This window comes from Lelliottia sp. SL45, assembly GCF_026672535.1.
Lineage (GTDB): Bacteria > Pseudomonadota > Gammaproteobacteria > Enterobacterales > Enterobacteriaceae > Enterobacter > Enterobacter nimipressuralis.
This window is the reverse complement of the sequence record NZ_JAPPRH010000003.1, coordinates 460,745-474,764: the sequence shown is the minus strand read 5'-3', so window position 1 is coordinate 474,764 and position 14,020 is coordinate 460,745. Positions and strand designations below refer to the sequence as shown.

At 55.8% G+C, this 14,020-nt stretch carries 14 protein-coding genes; 4 read left to right on the top strand and 10 right to left on the bottom strand.

Annotated elements, in window-relative coordinates:
• Nucleotides 1–38: 38 nt before the first annotated feature.
• Complete coding sequence (gene trmJ, locus OVA10_RS08205) at nucleotides 39–776, bottom strand: tRNA (cytosine(32)/uridine(32)-2'-O)-methyltransferase TrmJ (protein ID WP_100779304.1); 738 nt, start codon at nucleotides 774–776, stop codon at nucleotides 39–41.
• Nucleotides 777–913: 137 nt separating this feature from the next.
• On the opposite strand from trmJ, the gene suhB reads away from it, so the two are divergent.
• Nucleotides 914–1,720 carry an inositol-1-monophosphatase gene (gene suhB / locus OVA10_RS08200; protein ID WP_100779303.1) on the top strand — a complete coding sequence of 269 codons (807 nt, stop codon included), beginning with the start codon at nucleotides 914–916 and terminating at the stop codon, nucleotides 1,718–1,720.
• A gap of 82 nt (nucleotides 1,721–1,802) precedes the next feature.
• Here suhB and OVA10_RS08195 read toward each other — a convergent pair whose 3' ends face one another.
• Nucleotides 1,803–2,783: a nickel/cobalt transporter gene (locus OVA10_RS08195; RefSeq protein ID WP_268195744.1), complete on the bottom strand. Its 981-nt coding sequence runs from the start codon at nucleotides 2,781–2,783 to the stop codon at nucleotides 1,803–1,805.
• Nucleotides 2,774–3,412: a DUF1007 family protein gene (locus OVA10_RS08190; RefSeq protein ID WP_268195743.1), complete on the bottom strand. Its 639-nt coding sequence runs from the start codon at nucleotides 3,410–3,412 to the stop codon at nucleotides 2,774–2,776. Before OVA10_RS08190 ends, OVA10_RS08195 begins: the two co-directional genes overlap by 10 nt.
• 125 nt (nucleotides 3,413–3,537) lie before the next feature.
• Here OVA10_RS08190 and csiE point away from each other — a divergent pair, with 125 nt between their 5' ends.
• A complete protein-coding gene (gene csiE, locus OVA10_RS08185; RefSeq protein ID WP_107703108.1) occupies nucleotides 3,538–4,815 on the top strand; it encodes a stationary phase inducible protein CsiE in 1,278 nt (425 codons plus the stop codon).
• Here csiE and OVA10_RS08180 read toward each other — a convergent pair.
• Nucleotides 4,810–5,958, bottom strand: coding sequence for a 3-phenylpropionate MFS transporter (locus OVA10_RS08180; RefSeq protein ID WP_123427064.1), 1,149 nt, complete (start codon nucleotides 5,956–5,958; stop codon nucleotides 4,810–4,812). The genes csiE and OVA10_RS08180 overlap by 6 nt on opposite strands.
• A gap of 72 nt (nucleotides 5,959–6,030) precedes the next feature.
• Nucleotides 6,031–6,234, bottom strand: coding sequence for a hypothetical protein (locus OVA10_RS08175; protein WP_416079594.1), 204 nt, complete (start codon nucleotides 6,232–6,234; stop codon nucleotides 6,031–6,033).
• Between the two features lie 224 nt (nucleotides 6,235–6,458).
• Between OVA10_RS08175 and OVA10_RS08170 the strand changes: the two genes are divergently transcribed.
• The gene (locus OVA10_RS08170; RefSeq protein ID WP_107703106.1) at nucleotides 6,459–6,881 is read left to right on the top strand and encodes a DoxX family protein; all 423 of its coding nucleotides are present in this window, start codon (nucleotides 6,459–6,461) and stop codon (nucleotides 6,879–6,881) included.
• Between the two features lie 48 nt (nucleotides 6,882–6,929).
• On the opposite strand, the gene glyA is transcribed toward OVA10_RS08170, so the two are convergent.
• Nucleotides 6,930–8,183, bottom strand: a complete 1,254-nt coding sequence (gene glyA / locus OVA10_RS08165) for a serine hydroxymethyltransferase (RefSeq protein WP_100779297.1) — start codon at nucleotides 8,181–8,183, stop codon at nucleotides 6,930–6,932.
• Nucleotides 8,184–8,487: 304 nt separating this feature from the next.
• On the opposite strand from glyA, the gene hmpA reads away from it, so the two are divergent.
• A complete protein-coding gene (gene hmpA / locus OVA10_RS08160) occupies nucleotides 8,488–9,666 on the top strand; it encodes an NO-inducible flavohemoprotein (RefSeq protein ID WP_268195742.1) in 1,179 nt (392 codons plus the stop codon).
• Nucleotides 9,667–9,744: 78 nt separating this feature from the next.
• Here the strand turns inward: hmpA and glnB are convergent, their stop codons facing one another.
• The 4 genes from glnB to qseE form a co-directional block, all read right to left on the bottom strand.
• Nucleotides 9,745–10,083: a nitrogen regulatory protein P-II gene (glnB, locus tag OVA10_RS08155; RefSeq protein WP_002914032.1), complete on the bottom strand. Its 339-nt coding sequence runs from the start codon at nucleotides 10,081–10,083 to the stop codon at nucleotides 9,745–9,747.
• 80 nt (nucleotides 10,084–10,163) lie between these two features.
• Nucleotides 10,164–11,501: a two-component system response regulator GlrR gene (gene glrR, locus OVA10_RS08150; protein ID WP_100779295.1), complete on the bottom strand. Its 1,338-nt coding sequence runs from the start codon at nucleotides 11,499–11,501 to the stop codon at nucleotides 10,164–10,166.
• Nucleotides 11,498–12,262, bottom strand: a complete 765-nt coding sequence (qseG, locus tag OVA10_RS08145) for a two-component system QseEF-associated lipoprotein QseG (RefSeq protein WP_107703104.1) — start codon at nucleotides 12,260–12,262, stop codon at nucleotides 11,498–11,500. The genes glrR and qseG overlap by 4 nt, the downstream gene beginning before the upstream one ends.
• Complete coding sequence (gene qseE / locus OVA10_RS08140; RefSeq protein WP_164971801.1) at nucleotides 12,259–13,692, bottom strand: two component system sensor histidine kinase QseE/GlrK; 1,434 nt, start codon at nucleotides 13,690–13,692, stop codon at nucleotides 12,259–12,261. Before qseE ends, qseG begins: the two co-directional genes overlap by 4 nt.
• Nucleotides 13,693–14,020: the final 328 nt, after the last annotated feature.

Below are 14,020 nucleotides of genomic sequence, written 5' to 3'. Positions count from 1 at the left end.
CGGCCCGTTCAAGCGAAGCGCAGCCGGGCAATCAGGCGTTACTGTTGCTTATTCTTCTGCTCAATAATCGACGCCAGCATCCCGCGCAGAATGTTCAGCTCCTGCGTTTCCGGGCGGGCGCGGGTAAACAGACGGCGCAGCTTGTTCATCACCTGGCCTGGATGCGACGCGCGAATAAAGCCCGTCGTCAGCAGCGTTTGCTCAAGATGTTCGTAGAAACGCTCTAAATCGTCCACCAGCGGATACGCAGCGTCTTCTTCCTGCTCCGGGGTGACGCCTTTTTCCTGGGTCGCCAGCCACGCCATACGCACTTCGTAGGCAATAACCTGCACCGCCATCGCCAGGTTCAGGGAGCTGTATTCCGGGTTCGCGGCAATCGCCACGTGGTAATGACACTTCTGCAGCTCGTCGTTGGTCAGGCCAACGCGTTCACGGCCAAACACCAGAGCGATCGGCGCCTGCTGGGCTTCAGCAACGCTTTTCAGGCCGCATTCGCGCGGATCGAGCATCGGCCACGGCAGCGTACGTGAACGTGCGCTGGTGCCGACGACCAGGCTACAGCCCGCCAGCGCTTCATCAAGGGTATCGACGATCTGAGCGTTGCCGATCACGTCGCTCGCCCCTGCTGCCAGTGCAATAGCCTGCGAGTCGGGTTTAACCAGCGGATTGACCAGCCACAGATTGGTTAAACCCATGGTTTTCATAGCGCGGGCGACAGAGCCCATATTGCCGGTGTGCGATGTTTCGACCAGTACGATTCGGATGTTTTGCAGCATAATTAGTTTTGTCTGAAGCCAGTGTCTGAAGAATATTCGGCCATATTATCATAAACGAGAGACATGATCCGAACTCGCTGCTATACTCTGGGCCGTTTTCGTTTCCCCTGTTCTTTAACATCCAGTGAGAGTAACCGATGCAACATCCTATGTTGACCATCGCCGTGCGCGCAGCGCGCAAGGCGGGTAATGTAATTGCCAAACACTACGAAACTCCAGATTCTGTAGAAACCAGCCAGAAAGGCAGCAATGACTTTGTGACTAACGTCGATAAAGCCGCAGAAGCGATTATTATCGAAACCATTCGCAAATCTTACCCGCAGCACACCATCATCACCGAAGAAAGCGGTGAACACGCAGGCGAAGATCAGGATGTTCAATGGGTAATCGATCCACTGGATGGCACCACCAACTTCGTTAAACGCCTTCCTCATTTCTCTGTTTCTATCGCTGTACGCATCAAAGGCCGTACTGAAGTGGCCGTTGTTTACGATCCAATGCGTAACGAACTGTTCACGGCTACCCGTGGTCAGGGCGCACAGCTGAACGGCTACCGTCTGCGCGGCAGCAACTCTCGCGATCTGGATGGCACGATTCTGGCGACCGGTTTCCCGTTCAAGGCGAAACAGCACGCTCAGACCTACATGAAAATCCTCGGCAAGCTCTACACCGAATGCGCGGATTTCCGTCGCACCGGTTCTGCTGCGCTGGATCTGGCCTACGTTGCCGCTGGCCGCGTTGATGGTTATTTCGAAATCGCGCTGAAGCCGTGGGATTTTGCTGCAGGCGAGCTGATTGCTCGTGAAGCAGGCGCACTGGTTTGCGATTTCACTGGCGGTCACAACTACATGCTGAGCGGCAACATCGTGGCCGGTAACCCGCGTGTCGTGAAAGCTATGCTGGCAAACATGCGTGACGAACTGAGTGAAGCGCTGAAGCGTTAATTCCGTCTGTTGTGCCCGGTGGCACTGTACTTCCCGGGCCTACGATCCTGTAGGCCGGATAAGTGCAGTGCCATCGTTCGTTTTAGAACGGCCGTAACCCCCGCCCTACCGGCACCGCACTGATCCACATCGTCACCGCCGCCACCAGTAAAATCACCCCGCCCGCTAACGCCAGCGTCGTCCAGCCAACCTGTCGCCACAGTACCGGCGTTGTGTTGCCGCTCAGTTTGACCGCCAGCTGGCGAAAACTGTGGACCAGCAATGCCAGCGAGGTAATCGTCAGTGACGTTCCCGCCGCCATCGCCAGAGCGGATACTACGCCCCAGCTAAATACACCAATCACCTTACTGAACAGCAGCACCATGATCGCCCCGGAACAGGGCCGCATTCCCATCGACAGAATAATCATCAGCCTCGCGCGCCAGTCATCTGTGCCCTGTAGCTGCTCTTGCGTCGGCAGATGTTGATGCCCGCAACCGCAGTGTGCGTCGTGAACATGATGCGCCGTGAAAGCTTTAAACGTTGGTTTTCGAAGTAATGCCCGCAGTTTTTTGATCGCCCGCCAGCAGAGCAGCACCCCCAGCACGCCCACCAGTGCATAACTGCCCTTCTCCAGCCAGAAGCTGCTCATGTGCAGCTGTCGGGCAGGCAGTTGTAGCACTGTCAGCACCACAACCACCAGCGCAATCGCCACCAGCCCCTGCAACAACGAAGAGGCGAGCGTTAATCCGATACTCGATTTGAGCTTTGAAGGGTGAGTCGCAAGCCAGGTGGTGATGACGATCTTCCCGTGCCCTGGCCCCAGCGCATGCAGCACGCCGTACAAAAAGCTGAAGATCAGCAGCGAGCCGCCCGCTTTGGTCGGGTTTTCCGCCACGGCCTTGAGCAGCCCGCTCATCTGCTGATTCACGTCGCGCTGCCAGAGGATGCTTTTCATCATCACCTGCGGCCACGCCTGCCAGAGCCATAACGCCCCGATGGCCGCTAAGATCAGAAACAGTGCCAGCGGCCACAGGTGCAGCCAGCGGCGTTTTTTGCTGAGTGAAGTGGAGATCACTGACATTGCACGGTCACCTGCTGCGCAAACTGTTTACCCAGCTCCATATCTTCCGGCGGCGCATCCGCTTTATCGAGAGAGAGCGCAAAATTCATCGTCTCTTCGCTGGGTTTTGGCGTATGAACCGCAATCGTGCAGCGCTTTTGCAGCACCGCGGGCAGCGTTGCGTCTTTGTCTTCGGCATAACTCATGTCGACGTAGTAGCTCGGGTCAAAGGTTGAAAACGTATACTTCTGCCCCGCCAACGGCTGAGGTTCGGCCAGCGGCAGAATAAAGGTTAATACCGCCTGGTGCCCGTCGCGCTCCATGCCGTAGGTCGTGGGGCGATTAAGAAATTTCACTTTCTGGCCGTTGTGCCAGAACTCGGTGAAGTAGTGCTGACCGAGTACGTTGGCCATCACTTCCGCCGCCAGTTTTTTCCAGATCTCATCGCCCGGTTTCGCATCGCCCGCGTCATAGAGTAGATCGGCTGATGTAATTTCATCCATCGTCCAGCGCATTTTCAGCCCGCTCAGGTGCGTATCGTCTGCGACAATCTCCGTCTGCAGGCTGATAAAACTGTGAGGATGCGCGACGGCGGCAGAAGATAAAACCGCCAAAAATAGCGCCGTGGCGCTGTGTTTAACTATTTGCATCGATTCCTCACGTCAAAAATTCTGTGATGTTCTCCCGCATTCCTGACGGAAAGACCCACGGGTGCGCTTTCCTGCGCACATCCTTTAGCTATTCTTATCGAATACTCCTACTGGATACCCGACAGATGATGACGACCCTCGAAAACCCATCTGTGCTTTCCAGTTCGCAGCGCCGCTGCCAGGTGCTTTTGATGCTTTACCTGCCAGGTATTGCCGTGACCCCGCAAAGTATTGTTGATATCAATGGGGTGGACGACGACATTGCACGGCAAGATATAGCCGAGACACGCGATGAGATCCAGCGCTATCACCGGCTGAACATCGTGACGCATCATGACGGCAGCTACCGAATTGAAGGTACGACGCTCGATCAACGTTTATGCCTGCTGCACTGGTTGCGACGGGCATTGCGGCTGTGTCCGCATTTTATTACACAACAGTTTACCCCGGCGCTCAAAACCGAGCTTAAACAACTCGGCATTGCGCGTACGCTGTATGACGATACCAATCTGCGCGCGCTGATCAACTTCTGTTCGCGCCGCCTGCAGCGCCACTTCGAGTGCCGCGACGTGCAGTTTTTGCAGCTCTATCTGCAATATTGCCTGATCCAGCACCATCTGGGGCAGACGCCGCAGTTCTCCGCTGTTCAGCGCCACTGGGCGCATTCGCGCGGTGAATATCTGGCAGCACAGGAGATCGTCCGCCACTGGCAGCGCCGCGTGCGGCAAAGCCCCCATGCCGATGAGCCGCTGTTTCTGTCGCTGCTGTTTATGATGCTGCGCACCCCCGATCCGCTGCGCGATGCGCATCAGCTGGACCAACGCCTGCGCCACGCCATCTCACGAATGATCGGGCGCTTTCGCGGGCAAACAGGAATGCGTTTTAGCGACGAACAGGGGCTGACGGATCAGCTGTACATCCATCTTTCCCAGGCGCTGGACCGCTCGCTGTTTGGCGTTGGTATCGACAACAGTCTGCCCGAAGAGATCGGTCGCCTCTATCCGCGCCTGATGCGTACTACCCGGGATGTGCTGTTTGAAGTGGAGGCAGAATTTGGCCTGCGGTTTTCCGATGAGGAGATGAGCCTGGTGGCGGTGATTTTCGGCGCCTGGCTGATGCAGGAGACCGACCTGCATGAAAAACAGGTGGTGCTGTTAACGGGCGATGATAAAGCCTGCGAAGTGATGATTGAAGAGCAGCTGCGCGAGCTGACGCTGCTGCCGCTGAATATCCGCTATGTGTCGCTCCAGACGTTTCAGAAGGACGGCGCACCGCGCGAAGCGGCGCTGATTATTACTCCGTACCCTACCGCCCTGCCGCTGTTCTCGCCGCCGCTCATTCATGCCGTAGAGACGTTGAATGCGCAGCAGCAGGAACATATACGCGCCATGCTGGAATCATAGCGCTTCGCTGCGCGCTGCCACTTTGGGACGTACCACCATAGCCGGCAGCGCCACCAGCGCCATCACCCAGAACACGCCGTGGCCGAGGTGCTGATAGAGGAAGCCCGCAAAGACCGTCATCACGGCGATACTGCCGCCCATCGCCACCGCCGAATAGACCGCCTGGAGACGAATCACTTCGCTGCCCTGACGCGCAGCAATGTAGCGCATCGCCGCCAGATGGCACACGGTAAAGGTACCGCAGTGCAGGATCTGAGCCACAATCAGCCAGGGGAGATCGGTGGTCCAGCCCATAATGCCCCAGCGCAACACGCCGCAGACGGCGGAGAGCAGCAGCAGATCGCGCGCACCAAAACGGCGGAACAGCTTCTTGCTGAGAGCAAAGATAATGACTTCCGCCACCACGCCGAGCGACCAGAGATAACCCACTGCCGACGCGGAATACCCCGCCCCCTGCCAGTAGATGGCGCTAAAACCGTAGTAGGCCGCGTGAGCGCCCTGCAGCAGACAGACGCAGGCCAGAAAACGCCAGCTCTGTTTAATCAGTGAACGCCAGGCGGCCCAGCCGGTGCTCTCCTGATGACGGCTTTCGCCCTGCGGTTTCACCGACGGCTGCAGCAACATCCCCAGTAGCATTGAGGCAATACCGACGCTTAACAGCGCCAGAATCGCCCGATAGTCGTAGAGACTGACCAGTTTGCCCACCAGCGCCGAGCCAATCACAAAGGCGATGGACCCCCACAGGCGCACGCGTCCGTAGTCCATCGTCACCTGTTTTTGCCAGGTGTTCGCCAGCGCGTCCGTCAGCGGTACCAGCGGCGAGAAGAAGAGGTTAAAACCGACCATCACCACCATCAGCCACGCAAACTGCTGATTCACCCAGAAGCCCGCGAGGAACACCAGCGTCAGCAGCGCGAGGATGCGCATGGCCTTAATCAACAGAGAGGGATCGCTGACGCGCGGCGCAATCAGCAGGCTACCCAGGAATCGCGCCACCAGGCCTGCACCCAGCAGAATGCCGATGGTTTCCGGCGTCAGGCCGATACCTTTGAGCCAGACGCTCCAGAAAGGCAGAAAAATACCGTAGCTAAAAAAGTAGGTAAAATAGCTGAGCGCCAGCCAGCGCGTGGAATGCAAACCCATGAATCCCTCCCGTTTTGGAGGCGCTAGTCTGGCGCTAAAAAGGGGCCGACGCAAGCGGCTATTAACAGCTGATTAACAGGAATTTGCCCTTGATTCAGCGGCAATTTCTGTGGCTAAACGGGTGCGCTCATCCTGGGCTAACGCCGCTAAATCAGGTTGTCCGGCGTGATGACGGGCATTCACCGGATGGCGCTGAGGTTCGCGGCATAAGCGTGCTTCACCCGACATTCGAAACAGCATCAGCCACGGAGTTTGCGATGATATTGTGATAGCCATCACATTACCTCTGACAGACAGCGGCTGTTTATTCGCTCCTGAAACGCTTACGCCGACGGAGTATCGAGATTGCATTCAGGCCGCCCAAAGCGGGAACGGGGCGAAATGCACGGGGACTCGGAGCAGACTTGCGAAGGGTTAAGCGGCTGATAATTTGGTCTTATGGCGGAGTTACCGGTTGTGTATTAGCTTTATGATAAGCCCCATCCAATAACGAGCCTGCCATGAACACTCTACGCTATTTCGATTTCGGACAGTCCCGCCCGCTGGTACTGCTGATTGCACGTATCGCGATTGTTGTGTTGTTTATTATTTTTGGTATTCCGAAAATGACCGGTTTTGATGGAACGGTGCAATATATGACGTCGCTCGGCGCACCGATGCCGATGCTGGCAGCCATTATTGCGGTGATCATGGAAGTGCCCGCCGCGATTCTGATTGTGCTCGGGTTCTTCACCCGGCCGCTGGCGCTGCTCTTTGTCCTCTATACGCTTGGGACAGCGGTGATTGGTCACCACTACTGGGATATGAGCGGTGATGCGGTTATGCCTAACATGATTAACTTCTACAAGAATATCAGCATTGCCGGCGCGTTTTTGTTGCTGGCCGTGACCGGGCCGGGGGCGATATCCATCGACCGTCGCTAGATAACATAAAGGCCGCTTACGCGGCCTTTATTATTTCTGCGAGCAGAATTACGCGTAGACAGGGAAACGTGCGCAGATATCCAGCACTTTACCTTTAACACGTTCGATCACAGCTTCATCGTTGATGTTGTCGAGAACATCACACATCCAGCCAGCCAGCTCTTTCACTTCCGCTTCTTTGAAACCGCGGCGAGTAACAGCCGGAGAACCGATACGGATACCGGAGGTCACAAACGGGCTCTTCGGATCGTTTGGTACGCTGTTTTTGTTAACGGTGATGTTTGCACGGCCCAGCGCGGCGTCGGCTTCTTTACCGGTCAGGTTTTTATCAACCAGATCCAGCAGGAACAGGTGGTTCTCAGTGCCACCAGAAACCACTTTGTAACCGCGGTTCAGGAACACTTCCACCATCGCTTTCGCGTTTTTCGCCACTTGCTGCTGGTAAACTTTGAACTCTGGCTCCATCGCTTCTTTCAGGGCAACGGCTTTCGCTGCGATAACGTGCATCAGCGGACCGCCCTGAGCGCTTGGGAAGACGGCAGAGTTCAGTTTTTTGTACAGATCTTCGTCACCACCTTTCGCCAGGATCAGGCCGCCACGTGGACCTGCCAGGGTTTTGTGGGTCGTGGTGGTGACAACGTGTGCATGTGGAACCGGGTTCGGGTAAACGCCTGCTGCGATCAGACCGGCGACGTGCGCCATATCAACGAACAGGTATGCGCCGATGCTGTCTGCGATTTCACGCATTTTTGCCCAGTCAACCACGCCGGAGTAAGCAGAGAAACCGCCGATGATCATCTTCGGTTTGTGAGTCTGCGCCTGCTTCGCCATGTCTTCGTAGTCAATTTTACCGGACTCATCAATACCATAAGGGATGATGTTGTACAGTTTACCGGAGAAGTTAACCGGGGAACCGTGAGTCAGGTGGCCACCTTGCGCCAGGTTCATACCGAGAACGGTATCGCCCGGCTGTAGCAGCGCGGTGTAAACCGCGAAGTTCGCCTGAGAACCAGAGTGCGGCTGTACGTTCGCGTAGTCTGCGCCAAACAGCTCTTTAGCACGGTCAATCGCCAGTTGTTCAACGATATCAACGTATTCGCAACCGCCGTAGTAGCGTTTGCCCGGGTAACCTTCTGCATATTTGTTGGTCAGCTGAGAACCCTGCGCCTGCATTACGCGCGGGCTGGTGTAGTTCTCGGAGGCGATCAGTTCGATGTGCTCTTCCTGACGTACTTTTTCCTGCTCCATAGCCTGCCACAGTTCGGCATCATAATCGGCAATGTTCATTTCACGCTTTAACATCCGCATCTCCTGACTCAGCTAACAATAAAATTTTGGCCTGAAAAGGCTGTCCTGATAGACGACGGGCAACAGTATAACCGAATAGTGTTGCGATAACAGGTCTTGACAAAGGATTTTACGCAAACGTTTACCTACCCGCCACGCAAGGGTTTGAGGAATAAAGACCTCTCGATTTTCAATGGATTTCTTTTCAGGTTTGTGATGCAACTATTTCATCATGCAAAGAACCATTTACAAAGCAGGGCTATTTTTTATAAGATGCATTTGAAATACATCATTAGAGTAACAATCGAAGGAAGTTGCTATGTTAGACGCTCAAACCATCGCTACCGTTAAAGCCACTATTCCCCTGCTGGTCGAAACCGGACCGAAACTCACCGCCCATTTTTACGATCGCATGTTCGCTCACAACCCGGAGCTGAAAGAGATTTTCAATATGAGCAACCAGCGCAACGGCGATCAGCGCGAGGCGCTGTTTAACGCCATCGCCGCGTATGCCAGCAATATTGAAAATCTGGCCGCGCTGCTGCCTGCGGTTGAGAAAATTGCCCAGAAGCACACCAGTTTCCAGATTAAACCTGAGCAGTACGATATCGTCGGCAGCCACCTGCTGGCGACGCTCGACGAGATGTTCAGCCCAGGCCAGGAAGTGCTGGACGCCTGGGGCAAAGCCTACGGCGTGCTGGCGAATGTGTTTATCAATCGTGAAGCGCAAATCTACAGCGAACACGCGACGAAAAACGGCGGCTGGGAAGGCACGCGCGCGTTCCGTATCGCCGATAAAACCCCGCGCAGTGCCCTGATCACCAGCTTTGAATTTGAACCCGTCGATGGGCTTCCGGTTGCAGATTATCAGCCGGGTCAGTATCTCGGCGTATGGCTGAAACCAGAAGGGTTCCCGCATCAGGAAATTCGTCAGTACTCTCTGACGCGCAAAGCGAATGGAAAAGGCTATCGTATTGCGGTGAAACGTGAAGACGGCGGTCAGGTTTCTCACTGGCTACACAATCACGCCAGCGTCGGCGACGTGGTGCATCTGGCGGCACCTGCGGGTGATTTCTTTATGGCGGTAGAAGCGAACACGCCTGTCACGCTGATCTCAGCGGGTGTCGGCCAAACGCCGATGCTGGCGATGCTCGATACCCTCGCAGCGGCAAACCACAGCGCGCAGGTGAACTGGTTCCACGCGGCGGAAAACGGCCAGGTGCATGCCTTTGCGCAAGACATAAAAACGCTGGGTGCCACGCTGCCGCGCTTCACTTCTCACATCTGGTATAACAAACCGGAAAGCGATGACGTGTTTGATAGCGCAGGGCTGATGGATTTACGGACTCAGGAAGGCACGTTCAGCGATCCGGCCATGCAGTTTTATCTCTGCGGTCCGGTTGGCTTTATGCAGTTTGCCGCGAAGCAGCTGGTTGAATTGGGCGTGAAAGCAGAGCAGATCCATTACGAATGCTTTGGTCCACACAAAGTGCTGTAACGCAAAAAGCCCCTTTCAGAGGGGCTTTTTATTACGCCAGGCAGTTCGCTCTACCCGGCCAGTGACATTTACGCCGTCTTAAATCGCTGCGTCGTCTTCTTCACCGGTACGAATACGGATGACGCGCGCCACGTCAAAGACGAAGATCTTGCCGTCACCGATTTTACCGGTCTGCGCCGTGCGGATAATGGTATCCACGCAGGTATCGACGATATCGTCAGTCACCACAATTTCGATTTTCACTTTCGGCAGGAAATCCACCATGTACTCTGCGCCACGGTACAACTCGGTATGACCTTTCTGGCGACCAAAGCCTTTCACTTCGGTGACTGTCATCCCGGTGATACCGACTTCCGCCAGCGCTTCACGCACATCATCCAGTTTGAAAGGTTTAATAATCGCATCAATCTTTTTCATGGTGGGTCCTTAAACGCTCGCCTGTCTGTAGCCTCGTAATCGATTGCTCACAGTATCATAGTCAGTCAAATTTTGCGGCACTACTCTTTAAAATCGTTCGCTTCCAGCTCGTGCCGCGACAGCAGTTTGTAGAACTCAGTACGGTTACGCCCGGCCATGCGCGCGGCGTGGGTGACGTTACCCTTGGTGATCTGCAGCAGCTTACGCAGATAGTTGAGTTCGAACTGGTTACGCGCCTCGACAAACGTGGGCAGCGCGGTGTTTTCCCCTTCCAGCGCCTGATCCACCAGCGCATCGCTGATCACCGGCGAAGAGGTCAGCGCCACACACTGCTCAATCACGTTGACCAGTTGACGCACGTTGCCCGGCCAGCTGGCGGTCATCAGGCGTTTCATGGCGTCGGTGGAGAACGCGCGCACGAAGGGTTTGTGGCGATCGGCTGACTGGCGCAAAAGATGGTTCGCGAGCAGGGGAATATCTTCTGAACGTTCCGCCAGAGCGGGGATTTTCAGGTTTACGACATTAAGGCGGTAGTAGAGATCTTCGCGAAACTCTTTGCGCTCCATTGCTTTCGGCAGGTCGCGGTGCGTGGCCGAAATAATGCGCACATTAATATCGATATCCCGGTTGCTGCCGAGTGGGCGCACTTTGCGCTCCTGCAACACGCGCAGCAGTTTGACCTGCAGCGGCGCAGGCATATCACCAATTTCATCAAGAAACAGCGTGCCGCCTTCCGCCGCCTGGAACAGCCCTTCACGGCTGCTGACCGCGCCGGTAAAGGCCCCGCGCGCATGACCAAAGAGTTCAGACTCCAGCAGCTGTTCCGGCAATGCGCCGCAGTTGATGGCGATAAAGGCATTTTTACTGCGCGGGCTGGCGTTGTGGATCGCCTGGGCGAGAATCTCTTTCCCGGTACCGCTCTGGCCGTTGATCAGCAGGCTGACGTCCGACTGGGCCACCATCCGCGCCTGCTCCAGCAAGCGCAGCATCACCGGGCTGCGGGTCACAATGGATTCGCGCCACTTCTCATCCACCGACGGGGCGGAGTGTTCCAGCGCATCATCGATGGCTTTGTACAGCGCGTCTTTGTCCACCGGCTTGGTCAGGAAGCTAAACACCCCCTGCTGCGTGGCGGCGACCGCGTCCGGAATCGATCCGTGGGCGGTGAGGATAATCACCGGCATCCCAGGCTGCAGCTTCTGAATTTCCACAAACAGCTGCATCCCGTCCATCTCGTCCATGCGCAGATCGCTAATCACCAGATCGACCTTCTCACGCCCCAGCGCTTTCAGTCCTTCAGCGCCGCTTTCGGCAGTGACCACGCTGTAGCCTTCGCTGACCAGACGCATTCCCAGCAGCTTGAGCAGGCCGGGATCGTCATCCACCAGCAGGAGATGGGCAGGTTTGCGGCTTGTCATGGCTTCACATCCTCTTGTTTCGGCGTCTCGCTCTCCTGCTCCGGCGTTTTGGCGGGCTGCGCAGTGCCTTTCGTATTATCCGGCAAATAGTTGCTGGACGGCTTGCGGGTGGAGAGCTGACGTTCGATATCCGTCAGGTTTTCCAGCTTGCGGGTGGTCGTATCAAGCTGGGAACGTAAGTATTGCTGCTGCTGGCGCAGGGTATCCAGTTCGCCATCTGCGGACTGTTGCAGTTTGCTGTAGCGGAAACGCTCTTCGGCGAGCTGCAGCTGTAGCACCTGCCCGTCACGCCACAGCTGATACAGCGGGCGGATCTGCGCCGGGATCTGCGGGCTGAGCGCATCCATCCGCGACGTATTGTTGCGACGCTCTACGGGATTAATTTTGGCATTGGCCAGCAGAATGCCGCGCTTAAAGGTGTCCTGCCAGGTGTCGTCAGCCCACTGATGCGCCTGCGCGCGCGCCACAGCAGGGGCGAGACGCTCGGCGCAATCCATGCCGCGCAGCCAGAACAGCGGGTTCGATTCGACATCATGGCCGTTGAGCTGCCAGATATCGTCACAATCGGTGGAGAGGAAATCGGCCAGCTGATGTTCAGGTAATTTATCTTCTTGTTTATCGCTGATCGCACTTTTTGGCGTGTGCGCCACGCAGCCCGCCAGCAGCAGACATGGCAGACCTAAGCGTAAAATTTTACTGGAAAACGTCGCGTTAACCGCGCGGAAAAAGACGTGTGACATACTCACCAGACTTAGATTCATTTCATTGATTTTTCCGGCTCAAGGGGCAGCTCAATGCGAAAACAAACATCTGCGCGATCGTCGTGGGAGATATATAACTCCCCGTGCATCCGCCGTATGCAATCGCGGGCAATGCTTAAGCCCAAACCGCTCCCTTTAACCGCACCTTTTCGCTGATGACTTCCCTGGAAAAAGGGCTCAAAAATCATCTTCTGTTCGTCATCCGGGATGGGACTACCGGTGTTGGCGACGTCAATACAGACCCGTGAATTGTGGGTAAAACTGCGAATATAAATGTTACCGGATTCAGTACCATAGTGCACCGCATTGGAATAAAGATTATCCAGCACACTCATTAATAGCATAGGTTCGGCAAAACAGACCGGCTCCTGGAGATCCAGGTCGGTATGCATCATTTTAGCTCGCGCAGGCAGGCTGTGGGCAGAGAGCACCATATCCACCAGCGGCTCAATCTCGACGTTTTCCAGCTCGACGGCACCGTCGGCCAGTTTGCGATTGTAATCAAGCAGTTGCTCAATCAGCTTCTGCAGATTGCGGCTGCTGTCATCGAGAATCTCAACAATTTCTTTTTGCTCGGGGGTCAGCGGCCCCGCCACTTCGTCAGCCAGCAGCTCGGTGCCTTCGCGCATACTGGCGAGCGGCGTTTTCAGCTCATGAGAGATATGACGTAAAAATTGATGGCGCTGTGATTCCAGCCACTGTAGGCGCTCGGAGAGCCAGATGATGCGCTGACCGACGGATCGCAGCTCACGCGGCCCTTTGAACACCACGGTGTTACCGAGGGATTTACCCTCCCCCAGACGGTTAATCATCCGTTCGATGCCCTTCACCGGGCCGATGATCATGCGGGTAAACAGCAGCACCAGACCGAGGCTAACCAGAAACAGTACCAGCGCCTGCCAGCCAAAGAACTGACCGCGTTCGGCGATCTCCTGCTGCAGCTGTTGTCCGCGAGAGAATATAACGGTGCGCGTGGACTGCACCATCTCGGTATTGGCGTTAGCAAAGGCTTCGAGGCGTGCGGTCGCGACCTCGTCCGGCCCGCTGTTTTTGCACTGCAGTTGCGCCAGATCGTTAAGATCCTGGCGCAGCGCCTGATAAAGTTTGTCGTCGGGGAGAACGCCCGCATGTGCGTCGAGCATTTCGCTGTAGCGCTTGCGCTGGTTCTGATAGACCTTCGCCAGCGTGCGGTCGTCGAGCACGCAATACTGGCGGTAGCTACGCTCCATTTCCAGCGCGGCATTGGTCATCGCCTCGCTGCGGCGGGCATCGATCAGCGTTGTGCGGTTGGTTTGCGCCGCCTGAGCGCTGAGGGCATTGAGGCTCTGCCACGCCTGCCAGGCCAGAACCAGCAAGGGTAACAGGATCAGCAGGAATGCCATCATAACGAGCTGTCGCAGGGAGCGAGGGAAAATTGACCAGCGTTTCAACGCATGACTCTCTCAATGTGGGTGTTGAGTGATGCTAACTGAGTCAGCCCGTCAGATACAACAAAGCCGGGTAAAAACCCGGCTTTGTTGTGAAAAGAGGCGGTGCCTTACTCGACGTTTCGCCCTGGGTCTGATAAAGCATCGCTATAATCAGTAGTTGGACGGCAGGCACCTTGTTGTGCGTCATTCGAAGTTTATGTAGCGCGTCCCGAAGGGGCTGACATAAGAGGGTGAATGAGCCACTGGTTAATATTATGCAACAGCCGTGCCAGAATGCAAAACAAATTATTATCATCATGATATTTAACACATTTATGGCAAAACAACG

Coding starts and splice junctions, on each gene's coding strand:
- glnB (WP_002914032.1), bottom strand. CDS start 10,083: ATGAAAAAGATTGATGCGATTATTAAACCTTTCAAACTGGATGATGTG.
- suhB (WP_100779303.1), top strand. CDS start 914: ATGCAACATCCTATGTTGACCATCGCCGTGCGCGCAGCGCGCAAGGCG.
- glrR (WP_100779295.1), bottom strand. CDS start 11,501: ATGACAAGCCGCAAACCTGCCCATCTCCTGCTGGTGGATGACGATCCC.
- hmpA (WP_268195742.1), top strand. CDS start 8,488: ATGTTAGACGCTCAAACCATCGCTACCGTTAAAGCCACTATTCCCCTG.
- glyA (WP_100779297.1), bottom strand. CDS start 8,183: ATGTTAAAGCGTGAAATGAACATTGCCGATTATGATGCCGAACTGTGG.
- OVA10_RS08175 (WP_416079594.1), bottom strand. CDS start 6,234: ATGGCTATCACAATATCATCGCAAACTCCGTGGCTGATGCTGTTTCGA.
- csiE (WP_107703108.1), top strand. CDS start 3,538: ATGATGACGACCCTCGAAAACCCATCTGTGCTTTCCAGTTCGCAGCGC.
- OVA10_RS08170 (WP_107703106.1), top strand. CDS start 6,459: ATGAACACTCTACGCTATTTCGATTTCGGACAGTCCCGCCCGCTGGTA.
- OVA10_RS08195 (WP_268195744.1), bottom strand. CDS start 2,783: ATGTCAGTGATCTCCACTTCACTCAGCAAAAAACGCCGCTGGCTGCAC.
- qseG (WP_107703104.1), bottom strand. CDS start 12,262: ATGAATCTAAGTCTGGTGAGTATGTCACACGTCTTTTTCCGCGCGGTT.
- OVA10_RS08180 (WP_123427064.1), bottom strand. CDS start 5,958: ATGGGTTTGCATTCCACGCGCTGGCTGGCGCTCAGCTATTTTACCTAC.
- OVA10_RS08190 (WP_268195743.1), bottom strand. CDS start 3,412: ATGCAAATAGTTAAACACAGCGCCACGGCGCTATTTTTGGCGGTTTTA.
- trmJ (WP_100779304.1), bottom strand. CDS start 776: ATGCTGCAAAACATCCGAATCGTACTGGTCGAAACATCGCACACCGGC.